Annotated in this window: 21 protein-coding genes and 4 CRISPR repeat arrays; of the genes, 11 read left to right on the top strand and 10 right to left on the bottom strand. The window is 70.0% G+C overall.

Annotated elements, in window-relative coordinates; translation table 11 throughout:
• Together ACFVTF_RS10650 and ACFVTF_RS10645 are read right to left on the bottom strand one after the other, a co-directional pair.
• The coding region (locus ACFVTF_RS10650; protein ID WP_387812536.1) for a DUF397 domain-containing protein at positions 1–123 on the bottom strand (123 nt) is incomplete at its 3' end.
• Positions 86–1,033 carry a Scr1 family TA system antitoxin-like transcriptional regulator gene (locus ACFVTF_RS10645; protein ID WP_387811836.1) on the bottom strand — a complete coding sequence of 316 codons (948 nt, stop codon included), beginning with the start codon at positions 1,031–1,033 and terminating at the stop codon, positions 86–88. The genes ACFVTF_RS10650 and ACFVTF_RS10645, both read right to left, overlap by 38 nt.
• 306 nt (positions 1,034–1,339) lie before the next feature.
• Between ACFVTF_RS10645 and ACFVTF_RS10640 the strand changes: the two genes are divergently transcribed.
• Positions 1,340–2,659: a cation:proton antiporter gene (locus ACFVTF_RS10640; RefSeq protein ID WP_387811833.1), complete on the top strand. Its 1,320-nt coding sequence runs from the start codon at positions 1,340–1,342 to the stop codon at positions 2,657–2,659.
• Between the two features lie 141 nt (positions 2,660–2,800).
• Here the strand turns inward: ACFVTF_RS10640 and ACFVTF_RS10635 are convergent, their stop codons facing one another.
• Positions 2,801–3,526: a TetR family transcriptional regulator gene (locus ACFVTF_RS10635; protein ID WP_387811831.1), complete on the bottom strand. Its 726-nt coding sequence runs from the start codon at positions 3,524–3,526 to the stop codon at positions 2,801–2,803.
• Positions 3,527–3,742: 216 nt separating this feature from the next.
• Between ACFVTF_RS10635 and ACFVTF_RS10630 the strand changes: the two genes are divergently transcribed.
• The 7 genes from ACFVTF_RS10630 to ACFVTF_RS10600 all read left to right on the top strand — a co-directional run bounded on the left by ACFVTF_RS10630 (position 3,743) and on the right by ACFVTF_RS10600 (position 14,496).
• The gene (locus ACFVTF_RS10630; RefSeq protein ID WP_387811828.1) at positions 3,743–4,930 is read left to right on the top strand and encodes an FAD-dependent monooxygenase; all 1,188 of its coding nucleotides are present in this window, start codon (positions 3,743–3,745) and stop codon (positions 4,928–4,930) included.
• A gap of 314 nt (positions 4,931–5,244) precedes the next feature.
• Positions 5,245–6,624, top strand: a complete 1,380-nt coding sequence (locus ACFVTF_RS10625; protein WP_387811826.1) for a M64 family metallopeptidase — start codon at positions 5,245–5,247, stop codon at positions 6,622–6,624.
• Between the two features lie 247 nt (positions 6,625–6,871).
• Complete coding sequence (locus ACFVTF_RS10620; protein WP_387811823.1) at positions 6,872–8,701, top strand: glycoside hydrolase family 15 protein; 1,830 nt, start codon at positions 6,872–6,874, stop codon at positions 8,699–8,701.
• Positions 8,702–8,964: 263 nt separating this feature from the next.
• On the top strand, positions 8,965–9,735 hold the full coding sequence (locus ACFVTF_RS10615) for a ricin-type beta-trefoil lectin domain protein (RefSeq protein WP_387811820.1): 771 nt from the start codon (positions 8,965–8,967) through the stop codon (positions 9,733–9,735).
• Positions 9,736–11,344: 1,609 nt separating this feature from the next.
• Positions 11,345–12,044: a CRISPR direct-repeat array (repeat unit 28 nt; unit sequence GAGCAATCCCCGCGAGCGCGGGGCCGAC).
• 769 nt (positions 12,045–12,813) lie between these two features.
• Positions 12,814–13,971 (top strand): helix-turn-helix domain-containing protein, encoded by a 1,158-nt coding sequence (locus ACFVTF_RS10610; RefSeq protein ID WP_387811817.1) that lies wholly within the window; start codon positions 12,814–12,816, stop codon positions 13,969–13,971.
• Positions 13,968–14,234 carry a hypothetical protein gene (locus ACFVTF_RS10605; RefSeq protein ID WP_387811814.1) on the top strand — a complete coding sequence of 89 codons (267 nt, stop codon included), beginning with the start codon at positions 13,968–13,970 and terminating at the stop codon, positions 14,232–14,234. Before ACFVTF_RS10610 ends, ACFVTF_RS10605 begins: the two co-directional genes overlap by 4 nt.
• Positions 14,235–14,277: 43 nt before the next feature.
• Positions 14,278–14,496, top strand: coding sequence for a hypothetical protein (locus ACFVTF_RS10600; protein WP_387811811.1), 219 nt, complete (start codon positions 14,278–14,280; stop codon positions 14,494–14,496).
• Positions 14,497–15,497: 1,001 nt separating this feature from the next.
• Here ACFVTF_RS10600 and ACFVTF_RS10595 read toward each other — a convergent pair.
• Positions 15,498–15,689, bottom strand: a complete 192-nt coding sequence (locus ACFVTF_RS10595; RefSeq protein ID WP_387811808.1) for a hypothetical protein — start codon at positions 15,687–15,689, stop codon at positions 15,498–15,500.
• Between the two features lie 149 nt (positions 15,690–15,838).
• Positions 15,839–16,293: direct repeats of the CRISPR family, unit length 28 nt; unit sequence GAGCTATCCCCGCGAGCGCGGGGCCGAT.
• Positions 16,294–16,561: 268 nt separating this feature from the next.
• A CRISPR array of direct repeats spans positions 16,562–16,956; the repeat unit is 28 nt; unit sequence GAGCAATCCCCGCGAGCGCGGGGCCGAC.
• A gap of 90 nt (positions 16,957–17,046) precedes the next feature.
• On the opposite strand from ACFVTF_RS10595, the gene ACFVTF_RS10590 reads away from it, so the two are divergent.
• Positions 17,047–17,226, top strand: a complete 180-nt coding sequence (locus ACFVTF_RS10590; RefSeq protein ID WP_387812533.1) for a helix-turn-helix domain-containing protein — start codon at positions 17,047–17,049, stop codon at positions 17,224–17,226.
• 236 nt (positions 17,227–17,462) lie between these two features.
• Here ACFVTF_RS10590 and ACFVTF_RS10585 read toward each other — a convergent pair whose 3' ends face one another.
• Entirely contained in the window at positions 17,463–17,978 is a 516-nt protein-coding gene (locus tag ACFVTF_RS10585) for a glycine-rich domain-containing protein (RefSeq protein WP_387811805.1), read from the bottom strand.
• 205 nt (positions 17,979–18,183) lie between these two features.
• On the bottom strand, positions 18,184–18,315 hold the full coding sequence (locus ACFVTF_RS10580) for a hypothetical protein (protein ID WP_387811803.1): 132 nt from the start codon (positions 18,313–18,315) through the stop codon (positions 18,184–18,186).
• A 307-nt stretch (positions 18,316–18,622) separates the two neighbouring features.
• Between ACFVTF_RS10580 and ACFVTF_RS10575 the strand changes: the two genes are divergently transcribed.
• Positions 18,623–19,063 carry a UTRA domain-containing protein gene (locus ACFVTF_RS10575; RefSeq protein ID WP_387811800.1) on the top strand — a complete coding sequence of 147 codons (441 nt, stop codon included), beginning with the start codon at positions 18,623–18,625 and terminating at the stop codon, positions 19,061–19,063.
• Between the two features lie 153 nt (positions 19,064–19,216).
• A CRISPR array of direct repeats spans positions 19,217–19,671; the repeat unit is 28 nt; unit sequence GGAGCAATCCCCGCGCGTGCGGGGCCGA.
• 1,837 nt (positions 19,672–21,508) lie between these two features.
• On the opposite strand, the gene ACFVTF_RS10570 is transcribed toward ACFVTF_RS10575, so the two are convergent.
• From ACFVTF_RS10570 to ACFVTF_RS10555, 4 genes are all read right to left on the bottom strand, one after another.
• Positions 21,509–22,786, bottom strand: a complete 1,278-nt coding sequence (locus ACFVTF_RS10570; protein ID WP_387811797.1) for a cytochrome P450 — start codon at positions 22,784–22,786, stop codon at positions 21,509–21,511.
• Positions 22,787–22,790: 4 nt separating this feature from the next.
• On the bottom strand, positions 22,791–23,849 hold the full coding sequence (locus ACFVTF_RS10565; RefSeq protein ID WP_387811794.1) for a cytochrome P450: 1,059 nt from the start codon (positions 23,847–23,849) through the stop codon (positions 22,791–22,793).
• A 134-nt stretch (positions 23,850–23,983) separates the two neighbouring features.
• A complete protein-coding gene (locus ACFVTF_RS10560) occupies positions 23,984–24,064 on the bottom strand; it encodes a tryptorubin family RiPP precursor (RefSeq protein WP_224285092.1) in 81 nt (26 codons plus the stop codon).
• Positions 24,065–24,261: 197 nt separating this feature from the next.
• Complete coding sequence (locus tag ACFVTF_RS10555; RefSeq protein WP_387811791.1) at positions 24,262–24,882, bottom strand: TetR/AcrR family transcriptional regulator; 621 nt, start codon at positions 24,880–24,882, stop codon at positions 24,262–24,264.
• Positions 24,883–24,969: 87 nt separating this feature from the next.
• Here ACFVTF_RS10555 and ACFVTF_RS10550 point away from each other — a divergent pair, with 87 nt between their 5' ends.
• Positions 24,970–26,457, top strand: coding sequence for an MFS transporter (locus tag ACFVTF_RS10550; protein WP_387811788.1), 1,488 nt, complete (start codon positions 24,970–24,972; stop codon positions 26,455–26,457).
• Positions 26,458–26,650: the final 193 nt, after the last annotated feature.

Raw genomic sequence — 26,650 nt, 5'->3', positions numbered from 1 at the left:
GAACTCGCCCTCGTGAACGGCCGCGATGAAGGCGCGCCATGCGTCGGCGGGGAAGGCGAGGACCGGGCCGTCGGGGTCCTTGGAGTCACGCACGGGCACGCGGCCGGGGTACCCGTGGGCCACCTCGATGCAGTCGCCGCCGTTCGTGCCGCTGTAGCTGCTCTTGCGCCAGCTGGCCGCGTCGAGCTCGTTCTGCATCATCTCTGAACCCTTCCAGCGCCTCGGTGATCAGCGCGAGAGATTCGCTCGCCGTGAGCGCGTCGCCACGCAGCCGATCATAGCGCCGTCGATGCCCGGAGACGACGGTCGGATCGTCGCAAGGGCTGCCCCGGTCAAGGTTTTCCGAGTACACCAAGTGCTGCCCGTCCGGCATCTCCAGGAGAACCATTGAGGTGTTGATGATCGTCGTCCGAGCCGTGAACGGAACCACCTGGATGACGACGTTTCCGCGTCGGGCAATGCGTAGCAGGTGTTGCATCTGTTGCACCATCACCTTCGGTCCGCCGACGACCGATCGGATGGCGCTTTCGTCCAGAAGAACGACCAACTGCGGCCCGCCCTCGGTGAGGAACCGCTCCTGCCTCGCGAGCCTTGCCGCCACCCGCTCCTCGATCACTTCAGGGCGATCATCAGTCCCGCCCGCCTCGAACATCGCTCGCGCGTAGTCCCTGCACTGCAGCAGCCCGTGCATGTAGTTGGCCTGGAATGCGTGGAGCCCAACTACCTCGGCCTCCAGATCGGCATGGCTCTGGAACCAGTCCGGGTGTTCGATCTGCGCGGTCCAGTCCACCCGGTCGTACAGACGCCTCAACAGGCCACCGGTGTCCAGTAGTTGGTCGAGCTCCTCGACCTCGTCGATCGACGGCTTGCGCTGTCCGCTCTCCATGCGGGAGATCACCGTCCGGTCGAGGTGCAGCAGCTTGCCCAGCTCCTCCTGGGTGTAGCCCGCCAACTCGCGTGCGTAGCGGATCTCTTCGCCGAACATGATCGCGGAGCTTGCGGTCGGTCCCCGCTTGATCTTCCGTCGTGCCATCACTGCCCCCTGCTGTGCACCACGTGCTCAACACGTGTATTTGGGCGTCACGGTACCTCCGCGTTCCGATCATCAGTATCGGAACGCGATCTTTTGCTTGCACAGAGTCACGCCGCGCGCCCTTCGCGCGCCCCTGTCCGCCGGTCCGCCTCGTACGGGCGTGAAAGGCCGGGTCGGGGCGTGGGGGAGGAGCCACGCGCCTGCGACACGCGAGGAACGCTACGTCGACGAACGGGCCCTTCCCGATAATGCAGGGGCCGCGTCACCGGGCCGCGCACGTCCCCGTTTCCAGGAAGGCGCACGACCATGGAAGGCTCCTCCTCGACCGCGCTCGCCGACATTGCGACCATCCTGCTGATCGGGCTCGTCCTCTCGCCGTTGCGCACCCGCCTGCGCCAACCGGTGGTGGTCGGCGAGATCGCGGTCGGGGTGATCCTGGGGCCGAGTGTCCTCGGGCTGCTGCCGGGCGATCTCCCGCACGTCCTCTTCCCACCCCACGTCCGTGAGCACCTGTCGGTGATCGCCCAACTGGGCATCGCGCTCTTCATGTTCGCCGCCGGCTGGGAACTCGACCTGAAGCAGCTGAACGGGCGGGTCCGCACCGTGGTGGCGGTCACCGCGGCCTCCGTCGCGGTGCCCTTCGCCCTCGCGGTCGCCCTGGCCGTCGTCCTCGCGGCCAGGTGGCCCCGCCTCATCGGTACGGAGACGTCCCCCGTGCTGCTGGCCGTGTTCCTGGGTATCGCGCTGTCCGCCAGCGCGCTGTCGGTGCTCGCGCGCATCGTGGGGGAGAACCAGTTGCAGACCACCCGCATCGGGGCGATGGCCACGGCCTGCGGGGCGCTCACCGAGATCACCGCGTGGTGCGGCGTCGCCTGCGTCGCCTCCGTGGCCCGGAGCGGCGGCTCGGACCGCGTCCTCCTCGCGTTCGCCGAACTCGCGAGCTACGCGGGGGCGATGGCGTTCGTGGTCCGCCCGCTGCTGCGCCGCCTGCTGCGCCGGCCGGCCCGCGTCGACGGGCATCCCCTGCTCGTCCTGCTGACCCTCGGCAGCGGGATCCTGCTGTCCGCGTGGACCACCTCGTGGCTCGGTATGCACGCCGTGATCGGCGCCTTCGCCTTCGGGCTGGCCATGCCGCGCGACGCCGCCGAGGAACTGCGGCACGCCATCGAGGTGCCGCTGCGCCATGCGGGGGCGCTGCTGGTGCCGGTCTTCTTCGCGCTCACCGGGTTGTCCGTGGACATCGGCGGGCTGGGCTTCGGAAGCCTGGTGGCGGTGTTGGTGTTCCTGGCCGCCACCTGGGGCGGCAAGTTCGCCGGCGCCAGACTGGGGGCCCGGCTGATCGGCGTGCCGCGCGGCGAGGCCACGACGGTGGCGGTCCTGCTCAACACCAAGGGCCTCAGCGAGGTCCTCATCCTGACCCTGGGCCGTGACCTGGGCATCATCGGCGACCGGCTGTTCACCGTTCTCCTCGTCACCGCCTTCGTCGCGACCCTGCCCGTGAACCCGCTCGTACGGCGTCTCATCCGCGCTCCTGGCATCCGTTCCGGGACCGGGCCCGCCGCTCTGCCCCGTCAACAGCAGGACTCCGCCGCGCGATCGGGCGTCGAGGAGGCCAGCGGAGCGTGACGCACCGCGAGGCTCGGAGCACCGGCGGGGTGGAGACTTCCTGTGTCTGTCCAAGCGGCATCACCGCCGAGATGACCTTCAGTGTCTCAATGAAGTCTCATTATTAGCCGCTCTGCCTGGCGGCCGTTCCCGTGCCTCCGGCTACGTCGGCAGGTGGCGGTAGACCGTCGCCCGGGAGACTCCGAGCTCTGCCGCGATCTGCTCGGCGGTGCGGCCGGCCGCGTGCAGGCGCCGGGCGGTGTCGACCATCGCCGGGCTCATCGCGCTCGGCCGGCCGCGCCGTTCGCCGCCGACGCGCCCGGGGCCGGCCGCGGCGGGGGGTTCGGGGCCGTCCAGCAGCCGGTGCGCCCCGGCCAGGATGCAGGCGCGCAGGTCCTCGGGCGGGGCGTCGGCGAGCAGGATCACCGGGTCGGAGAGCATGGCGATCGTCTGGGCGGCGCGCACCCGGGCGACGAAGTCCGGGTGGGGCCCTGCCACCAGGACGTTCGCGCGCATCATCCCGTCGCGGAACCGTGTGAAGCCCGGGCCGGTGAGGCCCGGCGCCGCGTCGTACAGGCTCATCCGCAGCAGGTCGCGGTGGCGCAGCCAGACGTCGAGCAGCCCCTCGATCGCCGCCCAGCGGGCTGCGGCCGGATCCGGCGGGTCGGTGGGCGCCAGGGCGGCGTCCAGGTCGTCCAGCATCGGTTCGATCAGCGCGCCGAGGATGTCCGCCTTGCTGGGGAAGTGGTACAGCACCGCGGCCTTCGTCACGTCCACCCGTTCGGCGATCCCGCGTACCGAGGTGGCGTGGTAGCCGTGCGCGGCGAACTCCTCCAGGGCCACCGCAAGGATCCGTGCCCGGGTGTCGGGGTTCTCGGCAGCAGTCATGCGGGGAGCCTAGTCGCCGCCCCTTGCCTGACCGGTGGTCAGGGCGTAGCGTCGAATTACTGACCGATGGTCAGTTCGGGAGCGCCGACGCGACTGCTGACCGGCGACAGCTGCCGCGAGTCGTCCTGACCGCGATCAGGTCACGACGATCAGACGATGACGATCAAGCGGCGACGATCAGGCGGCGACGATCAGGCGATGACAGAAGGAGCGTCCATGAACGCCTCGACCAAGACGGCCGATCGCACCGTGCTGATCTCCGGGGCCGGCATCGCCGGACCGACGCTCGCCTACTGGCTGGCCCGCCACGGCTTCCAGCCGACCGTGGTCGAGCGGGCCGCGGCCGTGCGCTCCAGCGGCAGCCCGGTCGATGTCGCCGGACACGCGATGGAGGTCGCCGAGCGGATGGGGATCAGGGACCGTCTCCGGGCGGCCGCCACCCAGGTCACCGGTGTGGGCTTCTACAACGCCGCGGGCCGCCGGGTGGGCAGGATCGACCTGCGCGGCCTGTCGGGCGCGGCCCGGGCCGACACGGTCGAGCTGCCGCGCGGCGATCTCGCCGCGATCGTCCACGAAGCCGGCCGGGACGACGCCGAGTTCGTGTTCGGCGACTCGATCGCGGGCCTGAGCCAGGACGAGGCGGGTGTCGACGTCACCTTCGAGTGCGGCCGCCCCCGCCGCTTCGCCCTGGTGGTCGGCGCCGACGGCCTGCACTCCGCCGTCCGCCGGCTGGCCTTCGGCCCGGAGTCCGGGTTCGTCCGCCACCTGGGGATGTACGTGGCCACCATGCCGTTGGCCGGGGCGGCGGGCGACCTGCGGGAAGTGGCGATCCACAACGCGCCGGGCCGCGCCCTCTGTGTGCATCCCGGATGCGGCAGGCCGCTGGCCGCGTTCATGGTCCGGTCCGCCGCCGTGCCGGACTTCGACCACCGCGACACCGGGCAGCACCGGCGACTGCTGACCGCCGCGTTCGCCGGGATGGGCTGGCGCGCGCCCGAAGTGCTGGCGCAGGTGCGCGAGAGCGAGGAACTGTACTTCGACGCGGTGAGCCAGGTCCGGCTGCCGCAGTGGTCGCGGGGCCGGGTCACGCTGCTCGGCGACGCCGCGTCCTGCGTGTCGCTCTTCGGCGGCGGCTCCAGCCTGGCCATGGCGGGCGCCTACGGCCTGGCCGGTGCCCTGGCCGCCGATCCCGCCGACCACCGCGCGGCCCTGGCCCGTTACGAGGCCGCGCACCGGGGGCTGGTGGACCAGGCCCGGCAGTCCGTACGCGCGGCCTTCGCGCTGCTCGTCCCGGCCGGCCGCGGCGGCATCCTGGCCAGGAACCTGGCCACTCGGCTGTCGCCGGCCGTGCTCGCGACAGCCCGGGCCGGGAGTGTGCTCAAGTCCCGTGCCGCGCGCGGATAGTCCCCTGCCGCGCGGGAACTGCTCCCGCCGACTTCGCCGCCCGGACCCGGTCACGTTGGTCTGGTGTGCGCCGGTGGTGTGGGTGGGGGGCGTCGGGGCGGTGGCGGCAGGTGTGAACCGTTCGTGGGCAGCCGGCCGTATCCACCGGTGAGGTGGCGAGCGGGCGGTGTCACCACGTCAGCTCCGGCCTCGTACGGCCGCGTTGGTGGCGGGTGACGGTGTCGCGGCACGGGACGGTGCGGTACGGCATGCACGTCCCGTGCGGGAAAGCTCGCCACCGGCCCTCGCTGCCCGTCGAGTTCGGAGAAACTCCTTTGCGCAACAGCAGGTTCACCTCGGTCCTCCTGGCCGGCGTCACGACGCTGGCGGCCCTCGCCATCGGCGTCGGCCCGGCGGTCGCCGACCCGTCCGACCCGGCGGCCGTCACCGCCTCCCCGGACGCCTCCCCGGACGCCTCCCCGGACGCTTTCCCGGGCGGCCAGGACGTCGAGGTCTTCGCCGAGGACGGCGCCATCAGCCGGACCAAGGTCCCTTCCGCGTCCCCCTTCGTCGCCGAGCAGTCCATGAGCGTGGACGCCGCCGGGGCCGCTGCCGCGGCTGCCGCCGGGGACGGCGCCGTCACGAAGGTCGTCAACAACGGGAGCACGGACAGCAAGCTGGACGTGGTCATGATCGGCGACGGCTACACGGCCTCGGAGCAGGACAAGTTCCGCAAGGACGCCGCGGCGAAGTGGAAGGACATCAGCGCCGTCGAGCCCTACGCCACCTACCGCAAGCTGTTCAACGTGTGGGCCGTGGGCGCCGTCTCCGCACAGTCGGGCGTCTCCGGGGACCCGAAGCAGGACACCGTCCGCAAGACCGCCCTCGGCTCGCACTTCTGGTGCAACTCCATCGAGCGGCTGCTGTGCGTGGACACCAAGGCCGTCGACGCCTACGCCGCCAAGGCCCCGCAGGCCGACCTCGTGATCGTCGTCGCCAACACCGCCAAGTACGGCGGCGCCGGCTACGGCAGCACCCAGTCGCCGCTCGGGTACGAGGGCATCGCCACCGTGGCGGGCGGCAACGCCGCGTCCGGCCAGATAGCGGTGCACGAGACCGGCCACTCGCTGGGCAAGCTCGCGGACGAGTACTGGGCCGACGGGGCGGGGCCCTACAAGGGCGCGGAGCCCACGCAGCCCAACATCACCACCCTGAGCGCCGACCGGATGCGCCAGGACAAGACCAAGTGGTACCGCTGGCTCGGCAAGACCTCGCCCGACGGCGGCACCGTCGGCGCCTACCAGGGCGGCAGCAACTACCCGACCGGCCTCAACCGGCCGACCGACAACTCGGTGATGCGCTCCCTCGGGCGGGAGTTCAACCTCCCCGGCCGCGAAGCGATGATCGCCGGCTTCTACCGGCACGCCTCCACCCTCTCCAGCGCCACGCCCGTCACCACCCGGCTGACCGCCACCGACCGCCTCACCGTCGACCTCCCGGTCTCCGGCACCAAGCTGCGGTGGTACCTCGACGGCAAGGAGGTGACGGCCCTGCGCGACCACAAGACGATCGCCGTCTCGGACCTCGGCCCCACCGGCCCCAAGCCCGCCGCCCACGAGCTCAAGGCCGTCGCGAACGACCCCACCTCGTCCGTCATCGACCCGGCCCTGACCCCGGCGCTCACCCGCAGCCTGGTCTGGAGCGTCACCCGCTGACCACGGGGCGTGGCCCCTCGCGTCCGGCCGGGACGGGAGGGGCCGCGCCCGCGGCGGAAGCCGCACCGGCCGGGGCCCGCGCTGGTAGGGGCCCGCACCGGCGGAGGCCCGCACTGGCAGGAGCCCGCACCGGCCGGGGCCCGCGAGCCCCGGCCGGTGCTCGGCCCGGCCCCCACGCCGACGGCGATCTACCATGGCTAGGAAGGCTTCGTCTCCAAGCCCGCGCCACAGCGGCGGGGAGGTCGGCATGGCGTTCGACACGACGGGGTTCGAGCAGACGGACAGCGGCCGGTACCTGCCGATCTCCGAGCACGGCCTGATCGGCGACCTCCGGACGACCGCCCTGGTCGGCACGAACGGCACCATCGACTGGTACTGCTGCCCGCGCTTCGACGCGCCCAGCGTGTTCGGGGCCATCCTCGACGCGGAGCGGGGCGGCTCGTTCGAGCTGGCCGCGGACGTCCCGACCCGCACCCGGCAGTTCTACTTCCCCGACACGAACGTGCTGATCACGCGCTTCTTCGCCGCGGACGGCGTGGCGGAGATCCAGGACTTCATGCCCGTGGCCGACGAGTCGCCCGAGGTCGCCCGGCACCGGCTGATCCGCCGGGTCATCTGTGTCCGGGGAATCCTCCCGTTCCGGGCGCGGATCGCCCCCCGCTTCGGCTACGGCGCCGAGGCGCACACCGTGTCCCTCGAAGGCCACGTCGCGGTGTTCCGCTCCCCGTCGCTCACGCTCGCGCTGACCGCCACCGCGCCGCTGGAGACCGACGGTGTGGACGTGTGGTCGCACTTCAAGCTCCTGGAGGGCGACGCCGTCGTGTTCGCCCTCGACCAGATCGGCGACGACGTCCCGGCCCGGTCGTGTCCGCGCGCCGAGGCGGAGGAACAGTTCGAGGCGACCGTCCGGTTCTGGCGCCACTGGCTGGCCGGGTCGCGCTACCAGGGTCGGTGGCGGGAGATGGTCCACCGCTCCGCCCTGCTGCTCAAACTGCTCACCTACGCGCCGACCGGCGCGATCGTCGCCGCACCCACCACCAGCCTGCCCGAACAGGTCGGCGGCGAGCGCAACTGGGACTACCGGTACATGTGGGTCCGCGACGCCGCCTTCTGCGTCTACGCCATGCTGCGCCTCGGGTTCACCTCGGAGGCCGAGGCGTTCATGGGCTTCCTCTTCGAGCGCATGCGCGACACCGCCGCGAACGGCCCGCTGCAGATCATGTACGGCATCGACGGGCGCACCGAGCTGCCCGAGTACGCGCTGCCGCACCTGGAGGGCCACCAGGGCTCCGCACCCGTGCGGGTCGGCAACGCCGCCACCGGCCAGCTCCAACTGGACATCTACGGAGCCATGATCGACTCCATCTACCTGTACGACAAGTGGGGGCAGCCGATCAGCAGCGACGGCTGGGAGGACGTCGGCATGGTGGCGGACTGGCTCTGCGAGAACTGGGACCAGCCCGACGAGGGCATCTGGGAGACCCGCGGGGGCCGCAGGAACTACGTGTACTCGCGGCTGATGTGCTGGGTGGCGCTGGAACGCGCGATCCGGATGGCGAACCGCCGCGGCCTGCCGGCCGACCTGCCCCGCTGGCGGCAGACTCGGGACGCGATCTACCACCAGATCATGCGGCGCGGCTGGTCGAGCGAGCTGGGCGCGTTCGTCCAGTCCCTGGACGACGGCGAACTGGACGCCTCGCTGCTGATGATGCCGATGGCCAAGTTCATCTCGCCCACCGACCCCAAGTGGCTCTCCACCCTGGACGCGCTCACCAAGGGCCTGGTCTCCGACTCCCTCGTCTACCGCTACAACCCGGCCACCAGCCCGGACGGCCTGAGCGGCTCGGAAGGCACCTTCTCGATCTGCTCCTTCTGGTACGTGGAGGCACTGGCCCGCGCCGGCCGCCTGGAGGAGGCCCGGCTCGCCTTCGAGAAGATGCTCACCTACGCCAACCACCTCGGGCTGTTCGCCGAGGAGATCGGCCCGACCGGCGAGCAACTCGGCAACTTCCCGCAGGCCTTCACCCATCTGTCGCTGATCAGCGCGGCATTCAACCTCGACCGCGCGCTGGGCTGAGACTGCGTCAGTTCGGCTTTCGTCCGACCCCTTCTCGCCTCCCGTCTGGGCCTCTTCTCGCCTCCCGTCCGGCTCCCACCCGGCGGGAACGAGCAGGTCGCGGATGAGCTGAGGTGAATGGCGATATCTCGTCGGCCCACATCCGTTGACGGCCCCAGGCGGCACTGCAATGCTCATGACCAAACCTGCGCAACATCTGAGCAGTGCCATCACCCTGTCATCACGGAAAGGGCCCAACCCTCATGCGCCGTACCGCTGTTGTCATGATGACCACGCTGCTGGCCTCCGCCGCGGCACTCACCGTCCCCGCCGCCGCCCAGGCCGCATCCGCCGCCGCGCGCCAGGCCGCGCCCGCCACCGCCCAGGCGGAGCAGGCGAGTTCGAGCGCCACGCTGGCCGGCGGGTGTAACGCCCTGGCCGCCGGCGGCGGCCAGGTCATCGGAACCTGTTCGGGCATCAGCCCCCTGCAGATCTGGCGCGTGCAGGCGCAGTGCCAGTACTACGTCAACAACACCGGCCCGTACATGCGCATGGCGATCGGTGCGGCCGTCGTCGGCAGCGGGGTGAGCACCGCCATGTGCAACTTCGGTGACACCGTCACGTTCCCGCAGGTCGTCTTCCTCGGGGCGGTGCCGCCGCCGGTCGCCGGGCCGCAGGGCCAGATCAGCGGCTACGCCAGCAAGTGCGTCGACGTCCGGGGCGGCGAGAACAAGAACGGCACCGCGGTCCAGATCTACGACTGCAACGGCACGAACGCCCAGAAGTGGACCGTCGGCGTGGACGGGACGATGCGCGCCCTCGGCAAGTGCATGGACGTGGAGGGTGGCAACACCGCCAACCACACCATGGTCCAGCTCTACGACTGCAACGGCAGTGGAGCCCAGCAGTGGAAGGCCCAGCCCGACGGTTCGCTGCTCAACCCGCAGTCCGGCCGCTGCCTGGACGACCTGGGCTTCGCCACCAACAACGGCAACCAGCTCGGCATCTGGGACTGCAACGGCGCCGACAACCAGAAGTGGAACCTCCCGCACTGACCCCCCGCCCCTCGGCCCGGCCGTGACCTCCCCTCACGGCCGGCCCGACGGCCCCCTCGAATCCCACCTCCGGAGCCACGGGGTCCGGAAGCTGGATTCCCGCCGGCAGCCCGGCTTCCGCCGGTCGGTGGTCCCGTTGCGCGGCACGCCGCACAACGGGACCACCTCACGTCGGCCACAAATGGTCTCGCCTATAAGCCAGTTGCCAACGCCGGCGGCGGGAGTTTCATACCCCGCCCTGGAGGTCGACACCTTTCCGAAGGAGAAAGAAGCACGCGTTCGATTGAGCCCGTGTGGGCACCATGACGGTTTCCGAAGACCCGGATGTCTCCCCAGAAAACACGCTATGGGCCCGGATCCGGGCCCATGACTGACCGAGCACCAGAACTGGCGGGATACGGCGGCATGCCCCAAGGCCAACCGGGCGTTCCCGCCGACCAAGAACCACGCGAACGTGGCACACGGGACGAAGGAGCAGCCCCACAAAGTCCTGGCCCCCACCGACGATGGCATCCCCCTCAACTACCAGGAGGGCCGGGAGCCGCCGTCCAGGCAGCGAGCCAACCTATTTCCTCCTGATGCCGGCAACCCCGCCCAGAGGCGCGAAGCCGAAAGGCCTGATTCTCCTCCTGGGCCGCCACCCCGGAACAATCCCCACAAGCGCGGGGCCGACTCCCGTCTCCGGGCGCCTCGAAGCACACCGAGGAGCAATCCCTGCAAGCGGGGGCCGATCTCCAGCGCGATGCCCTTGGTGCCCTGAACCGAGAGCAACCCCCGCGATCGCGGGGCCGACTGGGCCGTGCTGTTCCCCGGCGAGCCGGTGCTGGAGGAATCCCCGCGAGCGCGGGGCCGATCCCCGGCCGACCGAACTGCGCCCGCCCCTGCTGGAGCGATCCCCGCGAGCGCGGGGCCGATGCAGTCATGGGGCGTGGCAATGTCGCACACGAGGAGCGATCCCCGCGAGCGCGGGGCCGATATGGCGGTGTGGGTGCTGGCGCCGGACGCCGAGGAGCGATCCCCGCGAGCGCGGGGCCGATCGTACAACAGGTCCCGGCAAACGCGCCGGCATGGAGCGATCCCCGCGAGCGCGGGGCCGATCACAAGTCAGGGGTCTGATCGCCCTTGCTGCGGGAGCGATCCCCGCGAGCGCGGGGCCGATCCCCCGGCGGTGGCGGCGGTCACGGCGGCGCCCGAGCGATCCCCGCGAGCGCGGGGCCGATCGCTCGGCGTACAGGCGGCGGTAGAGGGTGCAGGAGCGATCCCCGCGAGCGCGGGGCCGATCTGGAGGCCAGGCTGACCGGATCGCTCACCACGGAGCGATCCCCGCGAGCGCGGGGCCGATACTTTCTGACCTGCGGTGATTAGCGGCTGAGGGGCTTGCTTGCTTCAGTTCGATTGGTAGAGATCCCGTCGAACAGCCGATGCGTTGTTGCCATCTCTCCTTGCCTCAGGGCTTGTTGTCAGTGTCATGGCCTGACTCTCCGAAGCGTACTCGCACGTGGAGATTGAGACGATGGTTGAGGACCGCTGGCAGCGGTACCTGCCCGAGGCCAGGGGCCGGGTGGGTGCGCTGTGGGGTAAGTCCGCCGGGGGGATGGGGGTCTGTCATGGATCAGTCCCCACAAGTGTGGGGCCATCATCGTGAGTTCGGCGATGGCGATGTGCTCCGCGGAACAATCCCCGCGAGCACGGGGCCGACATGCACTCGCGGTACAGGGCCAGGGCCTGGCGGGAGCAATCCCCGCGAGCGCGGGGCCGACGTCACCGGCGCCGAGAGCGTCAAGCGCGCACTGGAGCAATCCCCGCGAGCGCGGGGCCGACCGGCACCTCATCGAGCACCAGGTCGTCCTCGTCGAGCAATCCCCGCGAGCGCGGGGCCGACTAGGTCTGCATCCAGCCCAGGTAGTGGCGCACGGAGCAATCCCCGCGAGCGTGGGGCCGACATGCCCATGGAGACGTCGCCGTGCCAGGCGATGGAGCAATCCCCGCGAGCGCGGGGCCGACAGGGCCATCGTCTGGCCCAGCGGGGTGGTGTAAGAGCAATCCCCGCGAGCGCGGGGCCGACCAGGATCCGCCGGTGGTCGAGCTCACCGACGGGGAGCAATCCCCGCGCGTGCGGGGCCGACTCTTGACGGCCTCATCCACCACGATCACGATCAGAGCAATCCCCGCGCGTGCGGGGCCGACAGGCCTTACGGGCGAAGCTTCTTGACGCCGGGGGAGCAATCCCCGCGCGTGCGGGGCCGATAACCCTGGTGCTGGCGTGTTTGGTCCGGCCACGGAGCAATCCCCGCGCGTGCGGGGCCGACACTTGCTGACCTGCGGTGATTCGTGTCAGGGGCCGTCAGTTGATTTAGTTCGATTAGGCAGGCGGCGTGTGAAGGAGTTCATGCCTCTTCCCCTCGACGAGACCAGCTCCCGGTGGTCACCGGTGCGATGGGCTGGTCTCCTGAACCATCCCCGCGAGCGCGGGGCCGAGCTCTCCCAAGCCGTCCCCTTGGCCTTGTTCGGGGAACAACCCCCGCGTGTGCGGGGCCGACACTGCGGCCTTCGCCTTGATGGTGCCGAAGGTGGAGCAATCCCCGCGAGGGTGGGGTCGACCCCTGTCACTGAATCGGCACTGATGCTAGCGGAGAGGACTCCCCGCGAGCACGGGGACGACTGCTGCTGAACGAGGGCGCGCGCCGCGTCACAGTTCTGCAGATCACCAGCCTCTCCTGACCGCTTGCGTGGCTGTGCCCCACTGGCCCTGCCCAGTGGGGCACAGCCGTGTCCTGGCCTACGCGGGGAGGCCTTGGGCGGACACGGCCATCGGCTCGACAAGCCGGCACGTTCCCGAAGCGATGACGTGTGGCGTGGTCTGTACCAATGATTGCAGCGGCCATTGCCGACCTGGCTCGCCACTGCGCCCGGCGGCACCCGATCACCGTGTGGCCGCGATTGCATTTCCGCAGGTCAGAGTACCTGTCGTGGCTTCGCTGTCAGTGCGCGCCGCGCACTCACTCAGGCGGGTGAACCCCAGGTCACAACCTGGTCATGTCGATTGCGAGAATCGCAACGCGACTGTACGGTCACAGCATGGATGCCGGACTGATTGAACGCGTGCGTCAGGTCATCGGCTCAACGGGTGAGACCCAGGCCGTCATGGCGGAGCGCATTGGAATCTCCCCAGACAAGCTGTCGAAGTCGCTTGGCGGGAAACGCCGCTTCACCTCCCTCGAACTGGCGCTGATCGCCGATTTCGGCGGCAGAACCGTTGACTGGTTGCTGCGCGGCGTCGAGCCGCGCTCGGCGCTCGGCGCCGCCGCGCGGAAGACGGGCGCCTGTGAGCACACCACCGACGAAGTGCGCAGACTCCTGGGCCGGTACGAGCAGGTGATCGACGCCTTGGCACGGATCGGGAGCGACCTGCCGAGGCGTGCCCACACCCGCCCAGAGGGAATCGACGGCACGAAGCTCGCCCAGGCCGCCCTGGAAGCAGTGGGAACCGACCCCTGGACCCTCTCGACCCAGAACCTCGCTTCAAGCTTCGAGCAGGCCTTCGGCGTGGAGATCGCAGGCGTCGATCTTCCCGACAAGCTGGACGGCCTGTCCTGGTCGACCGACAGCTTCGACCTCATCCTCGTTGCCAAAACCAACGTGTGGACATGCCAACGGTTCACCCTTGCCCACGAACTCGGCCACATTCTCGCCGGCGACGCGCATGACGAGGCGGTCGTCGAGAAGGTGCAACCGGGCCGGTCGACCACCGCGATGGAAGTGCAGGCGAACGCGTTCGCCGCGGAGTTCCTGATGCCGCGCACTACCGTTCTGGCCGACGCCCGGGACCGAACGGCCGGCGTTGACCTGGTGGCGGAGCTGGCCTGGAAGTACCGCGTGTCGCCGAGCGCGATGGCAACCCGGCTGAAGGTGCTGGGAGTCCTGACTGCAGATCAGCGTCGGCAGTGGGGCGCGATGTTGACAGCCGACGGCGCCAGGATTGCCGGTGCCGTGGGGGCCTTGGAGCAGCACATGGTCAACACCGAGCGCAGCCAACGGGGTTGGCATCCTCGACGACTAACAGAGCTGGCAATCAAGGCTTATGCTTCGGGTGATACGACAGTCCGGCCGCTGGCAGCCCTCCTGGACCTCGACCCGGACGTGCTCCTGGACCTCCTGGAGCCCGCCCAGCCCGAGCCCGAGCAGCAGCAGGCGGCACCGTCCGATCCCGGAACGGAGCTCGCGTTCAGCCCATGATCAGCTGCTTTCCCGACAACACGGTCCTGTGCAACTTCGCGTCCGTCTCCAGGCTCGACATCCTGGAAAACGTACTGAGCGGCCGGGGTCGATGGACGGAAGCAGTGGCGTACGAAGCCAAGCGATCATCTCGATATCTGCCGGCCCTGGACCCACCCGACGTCTCCCGCTGGCTGGGGGATCCGATCGAAGTCGACGACCCCGAGGCCGTGGAGCGGATTCGACAGGGCGTGTTCTTCGGCAGCCCCGTCGGATCCGCTTAAGCATCTCGGGGAGTCCGAGACCCTGCACGTCATCAGCACCCGGGTGGAGTTCAAAGAGGCCACGTGGATCAGCGACGACAAGGCGTCGCTGGACCTCGCGCGGCACAGAGGGATCCCGACGATGCGCACCAAGGACGTGATGGCGGTCGCCTGCGTCGGGTTCATCGTCTCGAAGCAGGAGGGGTTCGCCCTCCTCCAGCAAATGGTGACGAACGGTCAGTCCATACGCTTGCCCGCCACCGCAGATGATCTGATGCGCTGAACACACCGCTGCGCCCCACCTCGAGTCTCCGGGGTGGGGCGCAGCGGTATCCGGCGTTGTCACGCCGAACTCCCTAATCGGATCGCACGACAGTGGCTTCTTAAATCCCCTCGGGATCGCGGGGCCAACGCCGGCACGGAAGTCCTGGCCGGTTTCCTCGAAGAGCAATCCCCGCGAGCACGGGGTCAACTGCGCGGCCGAGAGCTGACCGGCCATCACGGCGGAGCAATCCCCGCGAGCGCGGGTACGACGCGGCAGCCGCGAAGGTATGCGCCCACAGGGTAGAGCAATCCCCGCGCGTGCGGGGCCGACGGGAAGGGCGCCCCCTACCGGGACGAGGCGACGGAGCAATCCCCGCGCGTGCGGGGCCGACGCGATGTACGCCGGGTCCGGGACCACACCGGGGGAGCAATCCCCGCGCGCGGGGCCGACTTCGCCGGGCTGATCCCCGCCCCGACCGCACAGGAGCAATCCCCGCGTGTGCGGGGCCGATCCGTCCTCGGCCGCGACCCGGAGTTCGGCCGCGGAGCAATCCCCGCGAGCGCGAGGCCGATTACTTGTCGTGCACCCCGGCCAGCCAGCTGCCGGAGCAATCCCCGCGAGCGCGGGGCCGATTCGTAACCGTGGCGCACCAGGCCGCGGAGGTGGGAGCAATCCCCGCGCGTGCGGGGCCGATTCTTCCCGACCTGCGGTGAATCTTTTCAGGGGCCGTCAGTTGATTCAGTTCGATTAGGCAGGCGGTCTGTGAAGGAGTTCATGCTTCTTCGTGCACGTGGGGAGAGTTGTCAGCTGTGTCTCGGGCTCCTGAAGCGTACTCGTGTGGGGAGGCTCGGGGCGGTGCTTGGGGACGGTTGGCGTTGGTATCCGCCCGAGGTGAGGAGATGGCTGGGTGGGCGGGGGTGACGTGTTGCTGTCGCAAATGCCTGTGTGCCGTGGTGGTGGCGGGGTTGTTTGGGATCGCGTCCTGCCGTTGGTGACGCCGGGGCGTCTGGATGCTCTCGCTAGGGCCGAGGTGCGGTGCCGAGCGGCAGGTCCGCCGGCAGCAGCTTGCCGCTCGTCGTCCCGGTGCCGGGTTCAGGGGTGTTGTCCGCTGTCCTGGAGGCCGTTCCGGTGGGTGGTGCAGGTGACGATTGCGGGGCGTTGGTGGACGGTTCGGCGAACTCGAAGGCGTCGCGGCGGGTTTCGGGCAGCACCGTGGTGTGTTGCCAGTGGCGCGGGTTCGAGTGCCAGTCGAAGGCGGTTGGACACCGTCTTCGGCCAGCCCTGGCGGGCTAATATCCGCCTTGCTCGCACCCCCGACGAGACCAGCTTCCGGTGGTCGCCGGTGCGATGGATTGGTCCTGAACCATCCCCGCGTGTGGGGGCCGACGGCCAGTTGGACACACTTGCCGATCGGGATGAGGAGCTATCCCCGCGAGCGCGGGGCCGATGCCAGCCGTTGTGGTTGATGCCGTCCCGGATGAGAGCTATCCCCGCGAGCGCGGGGCCGATTGCCTGTCGCCATGTGAGCTCATCGATGAGCGGGAGCTATCCCCGCGAGCGCGGGGCCGATAGCCGGACGCTTCGTCAGATCAACCGCCTGCTCGGAGCTATCCCCGCGAGCGCGGGGCCGATCTGGGGTGTGAAGGGGTGCGGGGTGAGGAGCCAGAGCTATCCCCGCGAGCGCGGGGCCGATCAGACCGCCCACGACGGCCACGACGACCGCGGGGAGCTATCCCCGCGAGCGCGGGGCCGATCCACCACGGGCAAGGACCTGTGGCAGCGCTCGAGAGCTATCCCCGCGAGCGCGGGGCCGATACTTCCTGACCTGTGGTGATTAGCGGCTGAGGGGCTTGATTGATTCAGTTCGATCGGCAGAAGTCCCGTCGAACAGTCGATGCGTTGTTGCCATCTTTCCTTGCCCCAGGGCTGGTTGTCAGTGTCGTGGCCTGGTTCCCCGAAGCGTACCCGCGCGTGGAGATTGAGACGATGATTGAGGGCCGCTGGCATCGGTATCTGCCCGAGGTTAGGGGCTGGCTGGGTGCGCTGTGGGGTAAGTCCGCCGAGCGTGTTGGGAATCTGCCACGGATCAGTCCCCACAAGTGTGGGGCCAACAGCGTGAGTTCGGCGATGGCAATGTGCCCCGCGGAGCAGTCCCCGCGAGCGTGGGGCCGACCACGGCTCCACGATCCTCAAGTGGTCCACCCCGGAGCAATCCCCGCGAGCGCGGGGCCGACGTCACTCGGATGACGGCGTGCCACCGGCACTGAGAGCAATCCCCGCGAGCGCGGGGCCGACCCGCCCGTGACCGTCGACATGCCCCGGCGGGCGGAGCAATCCCCGCGAGCGCGGGGCCGACCCGGAGGGCCGCTTGCTGTGCGTGGCCTTCGAGGAGCAATCCCCGCGAGCGCGGGGCCGACGATCGTGATCCCGCGCGTGATGGCGATGCTCAGGAGCAATCCCCGCGAGCGCGGGGCCGACACTTCCTGACCTGCGGTGATTCGTGTCAGGGGCCGTCAGTAGATTCAGTTCGATTGGGCAGGCGGCATGTGAAGGAGTTCATGGGCCTGGATCCTCTCGCTCAGGCGACAGGCGGGCCTCACACAGGAGCGGCTTGGGGAGCGCGCCGGACTTGACCGGCGCGCGATCGGGCGGATCGAGAACGGCCTCGCACCTGCGACGCTCGACCAACTCGGCGCCGTCGCGCGGGCAATCGGCGTGCCACTCTGGCGCCTGGTCTGCGACGAGTAGCCCTGGCCGGCCATCGGGCCGGTCAGGGCCTTGAGCTGCTGCTACTCGTCTCGAAGCGGCTCCATGACGAATCCGAGCCGCGGGGGTACGGGCTCCCCGTCGGGACGTTCGAGCAATGGCCCGAAAGCTTCGAAGTCCTGCTGCCGGTAGCACGCGACCAGGTCTGCGTACCGCGGATCGATCCACTCCATCGGATGCCTCCTACTCGGGTCAGCAGCGTACGCGTTCCGAGTCCGCTATTCAGCGGGCTTGGTGCAGGGCTTCTCCGGTTTCTTCATCGGCCTGATTGAACAACTCGGCGAGTGCTGACAGTTCGCCGCTACGGTCACCAGGCTGTCGTTTGTTGGCGGCCGCCACAGTTCCTGGTCGACCTCGAAGCCCGCCTCCCGGATGGCAGCCTGGGTCTGCTCCACGATGTCCTGGTCGAAGTTGCCCGGGTCGAATCCCGGGCTGTGGTGCACGAACCGGCCCTCGCGCTCGCACAACTCCGCGTACGCCTCGGTGTGGACGAGGAATGCGTGCCAGCCCTCGTCCACGATCCTGGACGGCGCCATGGCCAGGTGCGGGCGGCGGGCGCCCACGATCACGAACGCGATGGCTTCCCGGGTGATCCGGGTGGCCATCGCGACGTCCGTGCCCTCGTTGTTGGAGAGCACGGTGGAGATGACGGAGCCGAACGTCGCCGCGCTCACGAACTGGTCCGGAGCGGTCGGGGGCGGCGCCAGCGCCGGGGTGGGTTCGGGAATGATCATGGTAGTGCTCCTCTCGGTGTGTCGAGTGGCGCAACCTCCTGGGCCAACGTCGTCGTCAGGCCCGCGAGGAGGCGGAGGGTTGATCAGGGCAGTTCGACCTGATCGCGAGGGGCTGGTTCGGGCCACCGGTGGGAGATCCGCTCGGCAGGTTGCGAACGCAGGGGCACCCCGACTGGCCGCAGAGGCATACGGGCACCCGAGCACCTCACTCGTCCCGCCGGCGGCCGGGACACCCGTGGTGGGCGTCGAGTTGGCACTCTGTGCTGACGTAGCGCCCGGCCTGGGCTGTGTCCAGAGTGATGACGATGCCGGACAGGACGTCCGGTCTGGAGATCATTGCGGCTCCTCCAGTTCGGCCCAAACGATCACCGCGCCAGTTGCGTCCGTGGATCCCCATGAGGTGCAGGACTGCACGATGGCCAGGACATCGGCCCAGCGTTCGACTGATTCGTCGACAGGCGCGGGGACGCTCAGAACGCCTACCGGCTACTCGAATCCGAGGGCCTGGTCGTCGCCCGCCATGGCCGCGGCTACTACGTCCGCAGCCAGGAACCGCCCACCGTCCTGGTGCGCCGTCAACGCGTGCCCCGCGGCGACGGCAGCCCGACGGAGGCCACCCTCGCCAGACAGGGTGTCGCCGGTACTTGGCGGCACGATCTCAGCCTCGTGCCGCCGAGGCCCGCATCGCGGCCCGGCTGGAAATCCAGCCCGGCGATCCGGTGATGCACACGACCTACGTGTACCTGGCCGATGGAGACCCGGTGCAGCTCGCAGAGAGCTGGGAACCGATGGCCACCACTGGCGGCAGCCTGATCGTCCTGCCCGAGGCCGGTCCACACGCTGGTATCGGCGTCGCCGACCGCATGGCGATCATCGGCATCGACGTGGGCGTGCCCGTTGAGCGCGTGAGTGCCAGGGCTGCCACGCGACCTGAGGCTGAGACCCTCGGCGTTGCACCCGCTGTCCCGGTAATGGCAATTGAACGGACCTACTACGACCAGGCCACCGGGCGCCCAGTTGAGACCGCAGACATCGTGCTCACCTCGCGCTGGGTTGCTGAGTACGGGCGCGCCCCACGTTCCTGACCTGCATGGTCCGATGCCGGTCGTACGGTGACGGCATGGCCGGCACGCCGACGGACGGTCCTGTACGAGCCGGATGCGGACGGCGCGTGGCGGTGGACGCACGGCACCCCGTAGCGACGAAGCGCCCCTGCCCGGCCGAAGCCGAACGGGGGCGGAGCGATCCCCGCAGGCGCGGGGCCGATAAGGAGCGCAAGGCCAGATACCGGCCGGCGGAGGAGCGATCCCCGCGTGTGCGGGGCCGATACGGCGGTGTAGGCGTGTTCGCTGGGGAAGACGGAGCAATCCCCGCGCGTGCGGGGCCGATGCGAGCCGGAGCTGGTCGATCAGCCAGGTGCGGGAGCAATCCCCGCGCGTGCGGGGCCGATCTCCGACGTTGGGTGCTGTGGGACCACACGCCGGAGCAATCCCCGCGCGTGCGGGGCCGATGCCTGCCTCACCGAACCGGTCTTCGACGCCCTGGAGCAATCCCCGCGCGTGCGGGGCCGACATGGCGGCGCTCGCCTGGTCGGGCAGGACGCCGGAGCAATCCCCGCGCGTGCGGGGCCGACGACTCCACAGCGGCGAGTCGCCGCACGACAGCCGAGCAATCCCCGCGCGTGCGGGGCCGACACTTCCTGACCTGCGGTGATTCGTGTCAGGGGCCGTCAGTTGATTCAGTTCGATTAGGCAGGCGGTCTGTGGAGGAGTTCATGCTTCTTCGTGCACGTGGGGAGAGTTGTCAGCTGTGTCTCGCGCTCCTGAAGCGTACTCGTGTGGGGAGGCTCGGGGCGGTGCTTGGGGACGGTTGGCGTTGGTATCCGCCCGAGGTCAGGAGGTGGCTGGGTGCGCGGGCGACGGAGTTGCTGTCGCAAATGCTGCGTGCCGTGGTAGTGGCGGGGTTGTTTGGGATCGCGTCCTGCCGTTGGTGACGTCGGGGCGTCTGGATGCTCTCGCTAGGGCCGATGTGCGGTGGCGAGCGGCAGGTCCGTCGGCAGCCTCTCGCTCGCCAGCTTTCCGCTCGTCGTCCCGGTGCCGTGTTCTGGGGTGTTGTTCGTTGTCCTGGAGGCCGTTCCGGTGGGTGGCGCAGGTGTCGATTGCGGGGCGTTGGCAGACGGTGCCGGCGAACTCGAAGGCGTCGCGGCGGGTGTCGGGTAGCACAGTGGTGTGTTGCCAGTGGCGTGGGTTCGCGTGCCGGGCGGAGGCGGTTGGACACCGTCTTCGGCCAGCCCTGGCGGGCTCGTGTCCGCCTTGCTCGTACCCTTGACGAGATCAGCTTCTGGTGGTCACCGGTGCGAGGGGCTGGTCTCCTGAACCATCCCCGCGTGTGCGGGGCCGACGGCCAGTTGGACACGCTTGCCTCTCGGGATGAGGAGCAATCCCCGCGAGCGCGGGGCCGATCCGCCGCCAGTGGAGCGCCAACGCGCCCGCCGGGAGCGATCCCCGCGAGCGCGGGGCCGATTGCCACAGCGAGATGTTGACGGCGCGGCCCTGGGAGCGATCCCCGCGAGCGCGGGGCCGATAGCGTCGCACAACTGGCCCCGGGGGACCTGCTGGAGGAATCCCCGCAAGCGCGGGGCCGACCTCCGCGTATCGACGGAAGAGCAAGCCAAGGGAGAGTAATCCCCGCGGGCGCGGGGCCGATGACATAAGGGCGTCCCGCATGGTGCCCTTACCGGAGCAATCCCCGCGGGCGCGGGACCGATCACCGAGGGAAGACTGCAACGGACTTCGGGCTGGAGCAATCCCCGCGGGCGCGGGGCCGATTCGGCCTGCTGGATGGCGAAGATGTGGCCGAGGGAGCGATCCCCGCGGGCGCGGGGCCGATGCTTTTTGGCCTGGGGTGATTAGCGGTCGAGGGGCCTGATTGGTTCAGTTCGATTGGTAGGGGGCCCGTCGAACAGTCGATGCGGTGTTGCCATCTCTCCTTGCCCCAGGGCTGGTTGTCGATGTCGTGGCCTGAGTTCTCGAAGCGTACCCGCATGTGGAGGTTGAGGACCGTTGGCAGTGGTAGCCGTCCGAGGCTAGGGGCAGCCTGTTGCTGTCGTACATGTTGGACGCTGGGGCAGCGGCCGAGATTGTTCGGGGCCGCTGCCTGGTGCTGGTGACGTGGCGGGGTCTGAATGGTCTTGCGGGGCCAGGTCTGTTCGGCTGGTTGTGCGGGATGCGCGGCTGAGGAGGTTGTCCGCTGGGCGGTGTTCTTGTGGGACAGGTACGCGGTGGGCGCTGCCGGGCGAAGTGAAGTGGGGCGGGGGGTCGCCGGCTGCTACGGAGTGTTCCATGGGGAAGGTCGTAGAGCTTCAGCGCCGCCGCAGTGAGTCCTGGAAGTCGGTGCGTGGGAGCACGACGGTCAGGGGGAGTTGCCACTTGCCGCGGTGGAGACTGTCCTGGTGTGTGGAGTTGGTCCTCGGCGGGGTGCGTCGGATGGGCGGCCCCCACCGACTCTGGGTGGGTGGGGGCCTGGTGGCGTCAGTGCAGCAGTAGTCGCAGGCTGAGCAGCCCGCGGTGCCTCGGGTTGTCCTGCCACTGTGCGGGCTCGGCCGGGTCGGCCAGGCGTAGGGCCGGGAAGCGGCGCAGCAGTTCGGTGAACGCAACCTCGGCCTGGAGGCGGCCCAGTTGGGCGCCGAGGCAGTGGTGGATGCCGTGGCCGAACGCGAGGTGTCGCCCGGCGTCCGGGCGGGTGATGTCGAAGCGGTCGGGGTCGGTGAAGACGGCCGGGTCGCGGTTGGCGGCGAGCAGGGCGATCTGGACGAACTCGCCGGCCGGGATCGTGGTGCCCGCGATGGTCACCGGCTCGGTGGTGCGGCGCAGCGAGGCGATGCTGAACGGGCTCTCGTAGCGCAGGACTTCCTCGATCGCGCCGGGAAGCAGCGCCGGGTCCGCGCGCAACGCCGCGAGTTGCTCGGGGTGGCCGAGCAGCGCGTGGAGGCCGTTGGCGATCAGGTTGACGGTGGTCTGGTGGCCGGCGATCGCGAGCAGGAACGCCATCGAGGTGATCTCGGCCTCGGTCAGCCGGTCGCCGTCGGCCTGGGCGGCGAGGAGTCCGGAGATCAGGTCGTCGCCCGGGTGGGTGCGCTTGTGGTCGACCAGGGCGCGCAGGTAGTCCGCCATGCCTTCGGCGGTTTCCACCGAGACTTCGCCGTCCGCTCCGTCGTCTGTCTCTCCGTCCGCGTCCGGGCCGGCGTCGACCGCGTTGCCCCGGACCTGGAGGTTCTCCCGTTCGGCCTGCGGTGCGCCGAACAGCTCGAAGACGACCGCGAGTGGCAGCGGCAGCGCGAACTCGCTGATCAGCTCGACCGGGTCGGGGCCATCCAGCTGGTCCAGCAGTGCGCCGACGTGGCGCTCGACCATCGGGCGTAGAGTCGCCACCTGCCGTGCGGTGTAGGCCTGTTGGACCAGCTTGCGCAGTCGGGTGTGCTCCGGGGGGTCGGAGTTGAGCATGTGCGACATCAGGTCGCGGCCCGGGCCGTCCTCGGAGTTCCCGACGTGTCGGGCGAACGCCTCGGTGACGGCCTTCTTGCTCAGCCGGGGGTCGGTGAGGGCGGCCCGGCACTCGGCGTGGCCGGTGACGACCCAGCCTTCGAGTCCGGCCGCGCCGCCGAACCGGACCTTGCGGGCGCCGCCCTCGGTGCGCCAGCGGCGGTACGCGGCGTGCGGGTCGGCGTAGAACTGGCTGTCGGCGAACTCCGGTTCGGCGGTGCTGTGTTCGGGCCCGCTGTGGTCGGCCTGTATATGATCATCGTGCATGTGATCAGTGTGCATCCCGTGGCTTCAGGACGCGGACCTCGCTGACGCCGAGCAGGCCGAGCAGTGGCACCTTGGCGGTCCGCTGCTCGGGGTCGACGACCAGGCCGGCCGTACGGATCTGGTCCAGCAGCAGCTCGGCGAGCGGCATCACCATGTGCCGGCCCCAGCAGCGTTCGGAGGTGTGCCCGAACGGCAGGTAGCCGGGAGTGTTGTCCGGGTCGAGGTGGTCCCAGCGCTCCGGCCGGAACTCGTGCGGGTCCTCCCACAGGGCCGGGTCGCGGTGCGAGAGCAGCGGCAGGACGAGGACGTCGTCGCCGGCGCCGATCCGCGGGTCGATCGCGGGGTACTCGGGCGAGGCGCGGCGCAGGATGTTCCAGGACGGCGGCAGCAGGCGCAGCGACTCGAAGATGATGTTCCGGTTCGGCGTGCTGTCGTCGAACGGTGCGCCGAGCCAGAGCGCGTTCGCGACCAGGGTGGAGATGGTGAAGCAGACCGGTGCGGCGGCTCGGCGGTACATGCCCAGCGCGTACCGGCGGTCCTGGTAGTTGGCCGCCTTCGCGGTGAGCTTGCCGAGTTCGGTGAGGTCGTCGCCGGGCTTGGGCCCGCCGGGCAGTGCGGCGCCGGCCGAGATCACCAACCAGGTGAGCAGGGGCGTCAGTTCGAGGTTGCGGCTCATCAGGATCCGCAGCCGGCGCGGGTCCCGGCCGAGGATGAGGTCGCGCAGGAAGAGGTGTCCGGTGAGCGGCCACGGGCCGGACAGGTCGATGTTCGGCGGCAGCGGGGCCTTCAGTGCCTCGCGCACGTCGCTGCCGATCGTCCGGGTCACCGAGGACGCCTCGGTGCGGGTGATCGAACGTCCGTGCAGCGGTTTGAAGGTGGGCCGTTCGATCTCGGTGGCGCGCCGGGCGGCGAGGATCCGGTCGGTGAGCTCGGGCCCGGCGACCCCGATCGTGTCGGGTTCGAGCCGGACGGCGTCCTTGCCCAAATGGTCCCTGAGCAGGGCCTCAAGTCGGGGGGAGAGCACGGTGGTTCGCGAACGGGCGGAGGCGGGGGAGAGGGCCATGTGATGTCTCCGAGACTTTGCCGGGAGCGGTCTCCGCCCCCGCCCCGGGCCCGATCTCCCGGCGGAGGCCGCGAGGGGGGGCAGGGGCGGGGGCGGATCAGCTGTTCAGGTACCGGAGGTACCGATCAGCCGGCTTAGTACCAGATGTACCAAGCGCTGGCCTTCAGGCTCTTCTTGGCGAAGGACGCGTCACGGATGGCGAACAGGATCTTCATCTTCGGGTCTCCCTTTCGTTACCAGGTGGCTGAGCGAACGTAAGGCCACTCTGCAGTCGCCCTACAGACGTAGACACGCAGCCGACTCCCCATCGGGTTCACGTTCGGGGGGAGTTCTTGTCGAGGGAGTTGGAGAGGTGGGGGGTTTGCCGGTGGATCTCCTGATTCGCCCCCCCGGCGGCGGGTGATGGGCGGTGTCAGTCGCCGGAGCAGTCCGCACACCGTCGCGGGCGCAGCCCGTCGAGGATGATGCCGAGGTAGCGGCGCCAGTCGGTGACCCCGGCCTGGACGACGTGGCAGAGGCCGATGTAGAGCGGTGACACGTCCGCGACGGTCAGGTCCTCTCGCACCGAGCCCTCGGCCTGGGCGCGCTTGAGCACCTTGTCGGTGAGCTCGTTGAGTTCGGCGATCGCCGCTGCGTCGAACGTGCTGCCGCCGACCATCGCGGTGACCGTCTCCGCGTAACCCCGGTCCTGCTCCTGCATGGTTCCGCAGAACTCCAGGGAGCGGGCGAGGCCGTGCCAGGGGTCGGGGTCGGGGAGCACCTCGTTCCTGAGGAAGTCCAGGGTCTGCTGGAACCGGTGCTCCACGATCGCTTCCGCCAGCGATTCCTTGGTCGGGAAGTGGCGGTACACCGTGCCGACACCGACCCCGGCCCGGCGGGCGATGTCGCCCATCTGGGCGTCCCGCCCGGACTCGGAGAAGGCGGCTCGGGCGGCGTCGAGCACCTTGAGCCGGTTGCGGGCGGCGTCGGATCGCAGCTTGCCGCCGGTGGGCGTGCTGGAGCGGGCAGGGGGAGGGGAAGGGGTGTTTGACAAGGGGAACCGCGCCTCCGTATCGTCGCTATCCGGAACCGTGAGTCCGATTCCGGTTACCACTTTAACCCACAGGAGCGTATCCCTCCCATGGCCATGCCTCCCACGTCCTCCTTATCGACCTCGACCTCGACCCCCTCCCCGGATCCCCTCCGCTGGAAGGCGCTCGTCGTCCTGGCCGTCGCCCAGTTGACGGTGGTGCTCGACGCCTCGATCGTGAACGTCGCGCTGCCCTCGATCCAGCGGGACCTGCACTTCGCCGACTCCGACGTCCAGTGGATCGTCAACGCCTACGCACTCGCCTTCGGCGGCTTCCTGCTGCTCGGCGGCCGGACCGCCGACCTGCTCGGACGGCGGCGGGTGTTCATGACCGGACTCGGGCTGTTCGCCGCCACGTCGCTGCTCGGCGGTCTCGCGCCGACCGCGGGCCTGCTGATCGCCGCGCGGGTGGGGCAGGGCCTCGGCGCCGCGATCATCGCACCGGCCGCCCTGTCCATCGTCACCACGACCTTCACCGAAGGCGCCGGACGCAACAAGGCCCTCGGCATCTGGGGCGCGCTCGCCGGAGCGGGCGGCGCCATCGGCGTGCTGCTCGGCGGTGTGCTCACCCAGTGGGCGGGCTGGGAGTGGGTGATGTTCGTCAACGTGCCGATCTGCGTCGTCGCCGCCGTCCTCACGCCGGGGTTCGTCCGCGAGAGCCGCGGCCACGAACGCACGGGCATCGACTTCGCCGGTGCCGCGCTGGTCACCGGCGGTCTCAGCGTGCTGGTCTACGCGCTCGTGGACGCCGAGCGGGCGGGCTGGGGCTCGGCCAGGACCCTCGGGCTGCTGGGCCTCGCGGCCGTCCTGCTGCTGGTCTTCGCCCTGGTCGAACTGCGCCTCGTCAAGCACCCGGTGATGCCGTTGCGGATCTTCCGCAACCGCAACCTCTCCAGCGCCAACGCGGTGTCCCTGCTGGTGGGCGCCGCGCTGCTGTCGATGTTCTTCTTCATCTCCCTCTACCTCCAGCAGGTGCTCGGCCTCTCCGCGCTGGAGGCCGGACTGTCCTACCTGCCCTTCTCGGTGGCGAGCATCGTCGCGGCCGGTGCGGCCTCGCAGCTGGTGACCAAGGTCGGGCCCAGGCCCGTCCTCGCCTGCGGTCTGGCGCTCACCGCGGTGGGACTCCTGCTGTTCACCCGCATCCCCGCCGACGGCACGTTCGCCGGGGACGTGCTCCTGCCCTCGGTGGTCGCGGCACTCGGACTCGGCTTCTCGTTCGTGCCCGTGACCATCGTCGCCGTCTCCGGCGTGACACCGCAGGAGTCGGGCCTCGCCTCCGGGCTCATCAACACCACCCAGCAGATCGGCGGCGCGCTCGGCCTCGCCGTGCTCTCCTCGGTGGCCAACGCCCGTATCAGGGAGCTCCTTGAGGGGAAGCAGGCCGGCGGCCCGGCCATGGCCGGCGCGATGACGGAGGGCTTCCGGCTCGCGTTCGCCGTCGGAGCGGGCTTCGCCGTGCTCGGCGTGCTGATCACCCTGCTGGCCGTCCCGAAGGGCGAGCGCTCCGTGCGCGAGGACGTGCCGGTCACGCCGGTCTGACGAACGGCGGCCTCCGGACGCGCGACCGGACGGCGGCCTCCGGAGGCGCGACCGAACTGCGGCTTCCGGAGGCGCGACCGGACGGCGGCTTCCGGACGCGCGAAGGCGCTCACCCTGGCCTCGACGGCTACGGGGTGAGCGCCCTCGCGTGCTCCCTGCACAGCGGTGTACGGCGGTGCCTCGGTGGGGACGG

The organism is Kitasatospora sp. NPDC057940 (assembly GCF_042887425.1).
In the GTDB taxonomy this organism is placed as follows: Bacteria; Actinomycetota; Actinomycetes; order Streptomycetales; family Streptomycetaceae; genus Kitasatospora.
This window is presented reverse-complemented; position numbering and strand designations above follow the sequence as displayed.